We start from the raw sequence: 11,285 nt of genomic DNA on the forward strand, positions 1-11,285 counted from the left end.
ATGACGTCAGCACATTCAACACCCATTTAGCCTGACCCGCCGCCTTCGCGAGCAAGCCCGCTCCCACAGTGGATCTTCAGTGAACACAGCAGTGGTGTTCGGCACAGATCCATTGTGGGAGCGAGCTTGCTCGCGAAGGCGTCAGTTGCAGCACCGCCAATCCGAGGGAGTCAGCGCTTGGCCAACTCCATGATCATCCGCGACAACAGATAAATCCGCGGCGCCACGCTCGCCACTTCGGCGTATTCCTCCGGCGTGTGGATATTGCCGCCGACAATCCCGAAACCGTCCAGCGTCGGCGTACCCACCCCGGCGGACAGGCTGGCATCCGCCGCGCCACCACTGCCCTCTTCGGTCAGCTTGCGGCCGATCTCGCCGTAAATCCCTTGCGCCATGGCCATCAAGCGATCCGACTCCGCCGTTTGCGGCATCGGTGGCAGGCCGCGTTTGAGGCTGGTGGTGACTTCGGTTTCAGCGATCAGCTTATCCTGCGACACTCGCGCCAGGTCTTTCTCGATCCGGTCGAACTCTTCCGGCACCGCCGCACGCACGTCAGCCTTGGCGGTGGCGTGATCCGGGATCACGTTGGTGCGATCACCGGCCTGAAGCACGGTGAAGTTGATCGTGGTTTTCTTCGCTTCGTCGCCGAGTTTGCCCAGTTGCAGAATCTGGTGCGCCGCTTCCATCGCCGCGTTCCGCCCCAGTTCCGGCGCGACTCCGGCGTGCGCCGCCTTGCCTTTGACCTCGACCAGCGCCGTCGCACTACCTTTGCGCCATACCACCAACCCATCGGCCGGACGCCCAGGTTCAAGGTTGAGGGTCACGTCATGCGCCTTGGCGGTTTTCTTGATCAGGTCGGTGGCGACGTCGGAGCCGGTTTCCTCGCTGGCGTCAAGCAGGAAGGTGATTTGCGCGTAATCCTTGAAGTCGAGGTTCTTCAGAATTTTCAGCGCGTAGATCCCGGCGACGATGCCGCCCTTGTCGTCCATCACCCCGGGCCCGTAGGCGCGGCCGTCCTTGATGTGGAACGGGCGCTCGGCCGCGGAGCCTTCCTTGAACACCGTGTCCATGTGCGCCATCAAAAGGATTTTTGCCTTGCCGGTGCCCTTGAAGGTCGCCAGCACGTGGTTGGATTTTTCCGGGGTATTGGGTACCAGCTCGATGGTGGCGCCGAGCTTCTTCAGCTCATCGATGGCGATCTCGCTGACTTGTTTCAGGCCCGGTTCATAACCGGAACCGGAGTCGATGTTGACCAGCCGTTCCAGCAGTTTCAGGGCTTCGGGCTGATACTGCTCGGCATCCGCCAGCACTTGCTTGTGCGGTTCGGCGAAGGCGCTGGCGGAGCTGAGGACGAGGGACAGGCCGAGACTGGCGGCCAGCAGCGAGCGGGGGAATGCGAACGTCATGAATCGATCCTTGTTTCGCGTCGGGGGGACTCAAACCGTACCTGACATCGACGCAAGGCTCTATACCGGATGCGACATCTCTGCGGCCGACACCGAACACTTGTAGGCCTTCGCCTGCTCGCGACAGCGGAGTGTCAGCCGACATCAATGCCGCTGACAGAACGCCTTCGCGAGCAAGCCCGCTCCCACAGGGGACGGCGGTGATAGATCAGACCGAATCGAGCAGTTCCTGCTTCGGCAGATCATCACTGTTGCAGATCACCCGATTGCGCCCGCTCGCCTTGGCCTCGTACAGCGCCTGATCCGCATCATTGAGCCAACGGGTCGCGTCGCCGTGTGCCGGTTCGTAAGCCGCCAGACCAATGCTCAGACTGACCTTGAGCGCCGGGTTCTGCTCGTAACCCAGGGTGGCGAAACGCTCGCGCAAGGCTTCCATGGCCTGCGCGGCATTGAACAGCGGCAGGTCAGGCAGGATCACGCAAAACTCATCGCCGCCATACCGCCCGGCGACGTCCGCAGCGCGCAGGTTCTGCTTGAGCATTTTGCTCAACTGGCGCAGCACGATGTCACCCGCCACATGCCCGTAGGTGTCGTTGATCGCCTTGAAGTGATCGATGTCGATCAACGCGATCGCTGCGCCCTGCTGCTGCCGGCGGCAACGTTGAAAGGCGATTTCCAGTTGATCCTTCCACGCGCCGTGATTGAGCAGTCCGGTGAGGCTGTCGGTGCGACTCAGGGCCAGTAGCTCACGCTTGTGCAGGCCCAGCGTGTAGGCCTGGCGAAAGCAGATCCAGCCCAGCGCCAGCGGGTACAGCATCAGCAACGGCAGGCAGGCATAAAGCTGCAGAGGCGAGGTTTGCGGGATGAACGCCGGGGCGAAAACCACCAGGCCGACGCCGATACCGAGGATCTGCGCCGCCAGGCCTGCGGCGAGAAAACGTAATCCGCCGATGGCGACGTTATTCATCGCCATCATCGAAATGGTGGTGGCACTGGGCAGCGGATTGAACTGCATGGCGGCGACCCAGAAGCCGCCCATAAAGGCATCAACCAACAGATTGCGGTGTTCCGCATGGTAAGGAACGCTGGCACGACGGGCCCATTGAAACGCCAGGTGCGGCCAGAGCAGGCCATTGAACAGCATCAACGCCCAGACCCACAGCGGCGGGTCTAGCGGGTACATCGCCGCGCTCACGCACAACAGCCCCAGCACCAGCCCGAGGGTTCGCGATGTATAAAGCCTCCTGGCCAATGAAAGTCCCTTTCCCCCCTTGTTTCGCATAAGGGCCTCGACCACTCAACGGAACCTGCACACACCGTCAGACCGATGTGCAGGAAGTCTAACAGGCAGCCGTTAAATAGCCATCGCCGGCCAGCCACCCGCCTCCACTTATCCCACTGTGGGAGCGGGCTTGCTCGCGAAAGCGGTCGTCCAGTAAACATCCCTGTGTCTGACACTCCGCTTTCGTCGGAACGCAGCCGGAGCAAACCCGCTCCCACCCGGCAAATTTTTAGCTATACCTGAAAGGACGAAAACGGAAAAACAACTATAAGAAGGAGGCCCATGCAGACCTACCGAGTGTTGATCATCGGCAGCGGTTTTGGCGGCCAATGTGCAGCGGTCAACTTGCTCAAGGCCGGAATCGACGATTTTCGCCTGCTGGAAAGAAGGGACTTCTTCGGCGGCACCTGGTGCCAGAACACCTACCCCGGCGCGGCGGTGGATGTGCCGTCACCGCTGTACTCGCTGTCCTTCGCGCCGTACCGCTGGACGCAGATGTTCGCCGCCCAGGCCGAATTGCATCGCTATACCGAACACGTCATCGAGCGCTTCGGCCTGCGCGAGCGCGTGGAGTTGCAAACCAACGTCGAACGCATCGAATGGGACGACGCCGAAAAGCGCTGGGCGTTGCATACCAGCAAGGGGATTTTTTACGCGCAGTTCGTGATCAACGCCTCCGGGCCGTTGAGCCAACCGGTGATCCCGCCCTTCCCCGGCCAGGATCGCTTTGAGGGCAAGACTTTTCATACCAACAATTGGGATCACAGCTACGACTACCGCGGTAAACGCGTGGCCATCGTCGGCAGCGGCGCCAGTGCCGCCCAGGTGATTCCGGCGATTGCTGCCGAAGTCGAGCAATTGCACGTGTTCCAGCGCACGCCACATTGGGTGCTGCCGCGCGCCGATCGCACGTTCGGGCCTTTCCAGCGCTGGCTGCTGGGTGTCAAACCGGCGTACAAGCTGCTGCGCTGGCTGCTCTACTGGCAATTCGAAACCCGGGTGATCGCCTTCAAATACTCGAAACCCGCGATTCACCTGGTTCAGCGTCAGGCGCTGCGTTTTCTCAAGCAACAGGTGCCGGATCCGGTATTGCGCGCAAAACTCACACCGGACTTCACCATCGGTTGCAAGCGCATTCTGCTGTCCAGCACCTATTACCCGGCGCTGACCCGGCCCAACGTCACGTTGCACAGCCGTGAGCAAGGCATCGCCGAAATCGATGAAACCGGGATCACCACCACGGACGGCCAGCACATCGATGTCGATCTGATCGTCTGGTCGACAGGCTACGACGCCACCGACGGCGTGGTCTCCTATCCGGTGACCGGCAAGCACGGCGTGCAACTCAAGGATGTCTGGGCGCAGTACCCGCGCGCCTACCTGGGCACCAGCCTGCCGGACTTTCCCAACCTGTTTATCGTCACCGGGCCCAACACCGGCATCGGGCATACCTCGGCGCTGTTCATCATCGAAGCGCAGATGAATTACATCCTCGACTGCATCCACACCCTGCAGTCAAAAGGCCTGCGCAGCATCGAAGTGCGCCCCGCAGCGGAACGTACCTACACTGCAATGATCCACCGTGAGATGGAACGCACGGTGTGGAAGTCCGGCGGCTGTCACAGTTGGTATCAGAGCAAGAGCGGTCATGTGATCGCGATATTTCCGGGCTTCAGTTTCAGCTACTACCGGTTGACCCGGACGCTGAAACCGGCTGACCACATTCTGTCCTGAACACGTAAAAGGAAGACGTCGATGCTTGTGCTGTTTGTCGCTCTCGCGGTTTTCGTGGCCTGGAGCTGGTTGAGTTATCCAGCGATCGGCCATTGGTTGTACGACCTGAGCACGGCGCTCGAGGCCAAGTTGTACAAGTTGCACAAAATCGAGGTGCCGATTGCCGAAATGACCGTCTCGACCTGGCAGGGTGGTCCCTATGAAGCGGCCAGCGCGATCCTGATGCTGCACGGCTACAGCGCCGAGAAGAATCTGTGGCTGCGCTTCGCCAGGCATTTTGTCCGCCAGTACCGGGTGATCATTCCGGACATCGCCGGTCATGGGGAAACCGGGTTCAAGGCCGGTGGCGGCTACGACATTGCGCTGCAGGCCAAGCGCATGATCCAGCTGCTGGACGTGTGCGGCGTGGAGAAAGTCCACGTGATCGGCAACTCGATGGGTGGCTACATCGCGGCATGGCTGGCAGCAACTTACCCGGAGCGGATCGCCTCGGTGGCGCTGATCGACCCGGCCGGCGTCACCGCGCCGCAGGCCAGCGACATGGAGCGTCATCTGGCCCGTGGGCATAACCCGTTCCTGATCAACTCCCGGGAGGAATTCCGCCAGTTTTACGCAATGACCATGGCCTCGCCACCCTGGGTGCCTGGGCTGGTGCTGGACGCCATCGCCCGGCGATACGAACGCCAGCGCGATGAACTGGAAGAGATCTTCCGCGACTTTCGCGCCAGCCCACCCATGGAGCCGAAACTGGCCGAGATCAAATGCCCGGCGCTGCTGCTGTGGGGGCGCAAGGACCGCTTGATCGACGTCAGCAGCGTGCCGGTGTGGAGCAAGGGCATCGCCAATCTGCGGGTCGAAGTGTGGGATGGCGTCGGGCACATGCCGATGGTCGAACAACCGGGGAATACCGCGCGGTTGTATCGGGAGTTTCTGGGCAATCAGCGATGAGTCCCAACACTATCCTTGTGATGAGGGAATTTATTGTGGTGAGGGGATTCAGCGAAACGTCGCACCGCCCCGATGGGTTGCGCAGCAGCCCCAGTTCCAGCACTAAGCTGAATCAGACACACCGCATTCTCTGGGTTGGGGCTGCTGCGCAGCCATCGGGGATAAATCCCCTCACCACAGGTAATCACGTCCGCCGATGGGGTCGAAATGAACATTCTCTACGACGAACGCCTCGATGGCCCGCTACCGGAGGTGAACAAGGCCGAGTTGCTGAAAACCCTGCAGCGCGCCCTCCCGGATCTCGACCTGCTCTGGCGTGAAGACGAACTCAAGCCTTACGAATGCGACGGCCTCTCGGCCTATCGCACCACGCCGATGCTGGTCGCCCTGCCCCGGCGACTCGATCAGGTGCAGGCCCTGCTCAAGCTCTGCCATCAACACAACGTGCCGGTGGTGGCCCGGGGTGCCGGCACCGGATTGTCGGGGGGTGCGCTGCCGCTGGAAAAAGGTCTGTTGCTGGTGATGGCGCGCTTCAACAACATCCTGCACATCGACCCGGCGGCCCGTACCGCGCGGGTTCAGCCCGGGGTGCGCAATCTGGCGATTTCCCAGGCGGCCGCGCCATTCGGCCTGTATTACGCGCCGGATCCGTCGTCGCAGATCGCCTGCTCGATCGGCGGTAACGTCGCGGAAAACGCCGGTGGCGTGCATTGCCTAAAGTACGGCCTGACCGTGCACAATTTGCTGAAAATCGAAGTGCTGAGCATCGAAGGCGAGCGCCTGACACTGGGCAGCGACGCCCTCGACACGCCGGGTTTCGATCTGCTGGCGTTGTTCACCGGCTCCGAAGGTTTGCTGGGAATCATCACCGAAGTCACGGTCAAACTGCTGCCCAAACCGCAGGTCGCCAAAGTCTTGCTGGCCAGTTTCGACTCGGTGGAAAAGGCTGGCCGCGCCGTGGCCGACATCATCGCTGCGGGGATCATTCCCGGCGGCCTGGAGATGATGGACAACCTGGCGATCCGCGCCGCCGAAGACTTCATTCACGCCGGTTACCCGGTTGATGCCGAGGCGATTCTGTTGTGCGAACTCGATGGCGTCGAAGCCGATGTCCACGACGATTGCCTGCGGGTGCGCGAGGTCATGCTCGAGGCCGGCGCCAGCGAAGTGCGGCAGGCCCGCGATGAAGCCGAGCGCGTGCGCTTCTGGGCCGGGCGCAAAAACGCCTTTCCGGCGATTGGCCGCTTGTCGCCGGACTACTACTGCATGGACGGCACCATCCCGCGCCGCGAATTGTCCGGCGTGTTGCACGGCATCGCCCGCCTCGGCGCCGAATACGGCTTGCGCGTGGCCAACGTGTTTCATGCCGGCGACGGCAACATGCACCCGCTGATTCTCTTCGACGCCAACCAGCCCGGCGAACTGCATCGCGCCGAAGCGTTAGGCGGGAAGATTCTCGAACTGTGCGTGCAGGTTGGCGGCAGCATCACCGGTGAACACGGGGTCGGCCGCGAGAAAATCAATCAGATGTGCGCGCAGTTCAACAGCGCTGAGCTGAGCCTGTTCCACGCGGTCAAAGCCGCGTTCGACCCGCAAGGCCTGCTCAACCCCGGCAAGAACATCCCCACCCTGCACCGCTGCGCCGAATTCGGCGCGATGCACATTCATGCCGGACAACTGCCATTCCCCGAACTGGAGCGTTTCTGATGGCTGATTTCGACGCCAGCAGCGCGCTGCTCGAGCAGGTCAACCAGGCCCGGGCCAACGCCACGCCGCTGAAGATTCAGGGCGGCAACAGCAAGGCGTTTCTCGGCCGCGAAGTGGCCGGTGAAGTGCTCGACGTCCGCGCACATCGCGGCATCGTGCGCTATGAACCGACCGAGCTGGTAGTCAGCGTGCGCGCCGGTACGCCGTTGCGCGAGCTGCTCGCGGCGCTCGACGCGGCCGGGCAGATGTTGCCCTGCGAGCCGCCGGCCTTCGGCGACAGCGCCACGGTGGGCGGGATGATCGCCAGCGGACTGTCCGGGCCACGGCGGCCATGGTCAGGTTCGGTGCGCGATTTTGTCCTCGGCACCCGGGTCATCACCGGGCTCGGCCAACACCTGCGCTTCGGTGGCGAGGTGATGAAAAACGTTGCCGGCTACGACCTCTCGCGCCTGTTGACCGGCAGTTTTGGTTGTCTCGGGGTGCTCACCGAAGTCTCGCTGAAAGTCCTGCCAAAACCGCGTCAATGCCTGAGCATCCGTCTCGATATCGACTGCGCGCGGGCGCTGGCCAGATTGGCCGAATGGGGCCAGCAACCGTTGCCGATCAGCGGCGCCTGCCATGATGGGCAAAGCCTGTATCTGCGCCTTGAGGGCGGCGAAGGCTCGGTCACCGCCGCGCATCAACGGCTCGGCGGCGAGCCGCTGGATTCGACGTTCTGGCGCGACCTGAACGAGCAACGCCTGAGCTTTTTCGACGAAGGCCTGCCGCTGTGGCGCCTGTCACTGCCGAACAATCTCGGGCCGCAGGACTTGCCCGGCCAGCAGTTGCTCGACTGGGCCGGCGCGCAACGCTGGCTGAAATCCGATCACGAGCACATTCAGATCCTCGCCCAGGAACTCGGCGGCCACGCCACCAGCTTTACCCATGGTGCCAGCGACACACCGTTCCAGCCGCTAGCCCCGGCGCTCATGCGTTATCACCGGCAACTCAAGGCGCAACTCGACCCGCAAGGGCTGTTCAACCCCGGCCGGATGTACGCGGAGTTCTAGCCATGCAAACCACCCTCAGCGAAGAGTCCCGACAACTGCCGCGCGCGGCCGAGGCGGAAAAAATCCTCCGTACCTGCGTGCATTGCGGTTTTTGCAACGCCACCTGCCCGACCTATCAGTTACTCGGCGATGAACTTGACGGGCCGCGCGGGCGCATCTATCTGATCAAGCAAGTGCTTGAAGGCGCTCCCGCTACCGAGCAGACACAACTGCATCTGGATCGCTGCCTGTCCTGCCGCAACTGCGAAACCACCTGCCCTTCCGGTGTCGACTATCACAACCTGCTGGATATCGGGCGGGCGGTGGTCGATCAGGCGGTGCCGCGCCCCGCTGCCCAGCGCTTGTTACGCGAGGGCTTGCGTGCACTGGCGCCGAATCCCGGGATGTTCAAGGGTTTGCTGCGCGTTGGTACAATCTTCAGGCCCCTGCTGCCACGAATGTTCGAAAGCAAATTGCCGCAGCGCTCGTCAGCATCCGGTTCACGCCCTGCTCCGCGACATGCGCGGCGGGTGTTGTTGCTCGAAGGCTGTGTGCAACCGGGCCTGTCGCCGAACACCAATGATGCGACGGCGCGGGTGCTCGATCGGTTGGGGATCAGCGTGACGCCGGTGGCCGAGGCCGGTTGCTGCGGCGCGCTGGACTATCACCTCGACGCCCAGGCCAAGGGCCTCGACCGCGCGCGGCAGAACATCGACGCGTGGTGGCCGCACCTGGAAAACGGCGCCGAAGCCATCGTGCAGACGGCCAGCGGTTGCGGCGCGTTCATCAAGGATTACGGGCATTTGCTGGCACAGGATCCGCGCTACGCCGACAAGGCGTGGCAGATCAGCGAACGGACGCTGGATCTGGTACAGATCCTGGCCCGGGAGCCCTTGGAGAAACTGTGCGCCGCCAGCCAACGCCGGATCGCCGTGCATTGCCCCTGCACCTTGCAACATGCGCTGAAACTCGGCGGCGCGGTGGAGACACTGTTGACCCGGCTGGGCTTCAACCTCACGGCGGTACCGGATGGGCATTTGTGTTGCGGTTCGGCCGGCACCTATTCGTTGACCCAACCGACCCTTGCCCGGCAACTGCGCGACAACCGCCTCAACGCCTTGGAAAGCGATCGCCCGGACTTGATCGTCACCTCCAACATCGGCTGCCAGAATCATTTGGCCGGCGCCGGACGCACGCAGGTTGTGCACTGGATCGAACTGGTGGATCAGTCGTTGGCAGAATGAAGTTCGTAGGATTCTTCGTTTGCCGCCGTCGGCGAAGGCTGCGATCTTTTCCTCCATCCATTACGTGACCGTGGCAGGAATTTTTTTCATGACCGTGCAGCCTTTCGTCAGCCCCGACCTGATCCGCCAACGCTTCTCCAAAGCGATGTCCGACATGTACCGCGAAGAAGTGCCGTTGTACGGCGCGCTGATGGAGCTGGTGGAACAGACCAACCGCGAAGTGCTGGCGGCTCAGCCGGACATCGCACGGCAGCTCGACAGTACCGGTGAAATCCAACGGCTGGACATGGAGCGCCACGGCGCCATCCGCGTCGGCACGGCTACAGAGCTGGCGACCCTCGCCCGGCTGTTCGCGGTGATGGGCATGCAACCGGTGGGTTATTACGACCTGACTCCGGCGGGTGTGCCGGTGCACTCCACGGCGTTTCGCGCGGTGCATGAAGCGGCGCTGCAGGTCAGTCCGTTTCGGGTGTTCACTTCGTTGCTGCGTCTGGAACTGATCGAAGATCCCGAGCTGCGCGCGTTTGCCGAATCGGTACTGAATCAGCGTTCGATCTTTACCCCTACTGTCTTGCACCTGATCGAGCAGGCTGAGTCAGCGGGTGGGCTGAATGAGCCTGAAGCGGAGGAATTTGTCCTGCAGGCCCTGGAGACCTTTCGCTGGCACCACAGCGCAACCGTCACCGCCGTGCAGTACCAGACCCTCAGCGCTCAGCACCGTCTGATCGCCGATGTGGTGGCGTTCAAAGGCCCGCACATCAATCACCTGACCCCGCGCACGCTAGACATCGACAAGGTTCAGGCGCAAATGCCGGTGCATGGCATCACCCCGAAAGCGGTAATCGAAGGGCCGCCGCGTCGGCACTGCCCCATCCTGCTGCGCCAAACCAGTTTCAAGGCGCTCGACGAGCCGATCACTTTCACCGACCAGTACGACACCCGTGGCAGCCACAGCGCGCGTTTCGGCGAGATCGAACAACGCGGCGCGGCGCTGACGTCCAAGGGCCGGGCGCTGTATGACCGCCTGTTGAATGCCGCGCGCGATGAACTCGGTGACTTCCCCAACGAAGGCAACGCCGCACGCTACAACGCGCTGATGACCCAGCACTTTGGCGAATTTCCTGACAGCGTCGACGGCATGCGCGAACAGGAGCTGGCGTATTTTCGCTACTTCCCTACCGAAAAAGGCCTGACAGCGGGTAGCCTCACGTCGGCATCGCTGGAGGATTTGCTCCGTGAGGGCCACGTGAAAGCTGAACCGTTGGTGTACGAAGATTTCCTGCCGGTGAGTGCGGCGGGGATTTTTCAGTCGAACCTTGGGGATACCGCGCAGACGCACTATGGCGAACACTCCAACCGCCAGGCGTTCGAACAGGCGCTGGGGCGTGCGACCATTGATGAGTTGGGGTTGTATGCCGAGACGCAGCGGCGTTCGATTGAGGAGTGTGCTCAGGTTTTGGGCGTGAAACTGTTCTGACTGTGGCGAGGGAGCTTGCTCCCGCTGGGCTGCGAAGCGGCCCTCGTTTTGGCAGCGCTGCGCACTCCAGCGGGAGCAAGCTCCCTCGCCACAGAATCAAATGTTGCCTCTAGCGCAGTCGCGACAACAAGGCGAAACGCTCGACGCTGGCCCTTGGCCTTACTGCGCAACTTCTTGCGCACTTGTTCGGTGAAAAAGGCGATTCATCGCGCTGCAGGCCTTGACTGGCGTGGCTTAGAGCCAAGTGCGCAACTTCTTGCGCAGTACTGCGCAAGAAGTTGCGCACTTTCCCTCTCGATTCAGCAAAAAACATCGGCCAAACCGCACGCCAGAGCCACTCCACCCCCGGCTGCCGGGGCCTTCGACAGACCTGGCACGCTCCTTGATAACAGTCAGGCACCCACCGGGCGATTTCGCCTCCCGGGCACCCTAAATTTATCCGCAAGGAGAGCACCCCAT

8 protein-coding genes are annotated in these 11,285 nt (G+C 62.3%); 6 read left to right on the plus strand and 2 right to left on the minus strand.

The features are described from left to right. Positions 1–170: 170 nt before the first annotated feature. Together J1G18_RS27525 and J1G18_RS27530 are read right to left on the minus strand one after the other, a co-directional pair. On the minus strand, positions 171–1,406 hold the full coding sequence (locus tag J1G18_RS27525; protein WP_134786763.1) for a M20/M25/M40 family metallo-hydrolase: 1,236 nt from the start codon (positions 1,404–1,406) through the stop codon (positions 171–173). Positions 1,407–1,614: 208 nt separating this feature from the next. Continuing rightward, positions 1,615–2,688 (minus strand): diguanylate cyclase, encoded by a 1,074-nt coding sequence (locus tag J1G18_RS27530; RefSeq protein ID WP_096796510.1) that lies wholly within the window; start codon positions 2,686–2,688, stop codon positions 1,615–1,617. A 282-nt stretch (positions 2,689–2,970) separates the two neighbouring features. Between J1G18_RS27530 and J1G18_RS27535 the strand changes: the two genes are divergently transcribed. From J1G18_RS27535 to J1G18_RS27560, 6 genes are all read left to right on the plus strand, one after another. Continuing rightward, on the plus strand, positions 2,971–4,422 hold the full coding sequence (locus tag J1G18_RS27535) for a flavin-containing monooxygenase (protein ID WP_223009542.1): 1,452 nt from the start codon (positions 2,971–2,973) through the stop codon (positions 4,420–4,422). A 21-nt stretch (positions 4,423–4,443) separates the two neighbouring features. Next, a complete protein-coding gene (locus tag J1G18_RS27540; protein ID WP_223009550.1) occupies positions 4,444–5,370 on the plus strand; it encodes an alpha/beta fold hydrolase in 927 nt (308 codons plus the stop codon). 207 nt (positions 5,371–5,577) lie between these two features. After that, the gene (glcD, locus tag J1G18_RS27545) at positions 5,578–7,077 is read left to right on the plus strand and encodes a glycolate oxidase subunit GlcD (RefSeq protein ID WP_223009552.1); all 1,500 of its coding nucleotides are present in this window, start codon (positions 5,578–5,580) and stop codon (positions 7,075–7,077) included. Continuing rightward, the gene (glcE, locus tag J1G18_RS27550) at positions 7,077–8,126 is read left to right on the plus strand and encodes a glycolate oxidase subunit GlcE (RefSeq protein WP_223009554.1); all 1,050 of its coding nucleotides are present in this window, start codon (positions 7,077–7,079) and stop codon (positions 8,124–8,126) included. Before glcD ends, glcE begins: the two co-directional genes overlap by 1 nt. A 2-nt stretch (positions 8,127–8,128) precedes the next feature. Then, positions 8,129–9,349, plus strand: coding sequence for a glycolate oxidase subunit GlcF (gene glcF / locus J1G18_RS27555; RefSeq protein ID WP_223009556.1), 1,221 nt, complete (start codon positions 8,129–8,131; stop codon positions 9,347–9,349). Positions 9,350–9,437: 88 nt separating this feature from the next. Beyond that, positions 9,438–10,826, plus strand: a complete 1,389-nt coding sequence (locus J1G18_RS27560; RefSeq protein WP_223009558.1) for a VOC family protein — start codon at positions 9,438–9,440, stop codon at positions 10,824–10,826. The last annotated feature ends 459 nt before the right edge of the window (positions 10,827–11,285 follow it).

This window comes from Pseudomonas sp. MIS38 (genome assembly GCF_019891575.1).
Taxonomy (GTDB): Bacteria; Pseudomonadota; Gammaproteobacteria; order Pseudomonadales; family Pseudomonadaceae; genus Aquipseudomonas; species Aquipseudomonas putida_A.

Bases quoted from the DNA above. Each gene is read 5' to 3' on its own strand.
- J1G18_RS27525 (WP_134786763.1), bottom strand. From the start codon at position 1,406: ATGACGTTCGCATTCCCCCGCTCGCTGCTGGCCGCCAGTCTCGGCCTG.
- J1G18_RS27530 (WP_096796510.1), bottom strand. From the start codon at position 2,688: ATGCGAAACAAGGGGGGAAAGGGACTTTCATTGGCCAGGAGGCTTTAT.
- J1G18_RS27535 (WP_223009542.1), top strand. From the start codon at position 2,971: ATGCAGACCTACCGAGTGTTGATCATCGGCAGCGGTTTTGGCGGCCAA.
- J1G18_RS27540 (WP_223009550.1), top strand. From the start codon at position 4,444: ATGCTTGTGCTGTTTGTCGCTCTCGCGGTTTTCGTGGCCTGGAGCTGG.
- glcD (WP_223009552.1), top strand. From the start codon at position 5,578: ATGAACATTCTCTACGACGAACGCCTCGATGGCCCGCTACCGGAGGTG.
- glcE (WP_223009554.1), top strand. From the start codon at position 7,077: ATGGCTGATTTCGACGCCAGCAGCGCGCTGCTCGAGCAGGTCAACCAG.
- glcF (WP_223009556.1), top strand. From the start codon at position 8,129: ATGCAAACCACCCTCAGCGAAGAGTCCCGACAACTGCCGCGCGCGGCC.
- J1G18_RS27560 (WP_223009558.1), top strand. From the start codon at position 9,438: ATGACCGTGCAGCCTTTCGTCAGCCCCGACCTGATCCGCCAACGCTTC.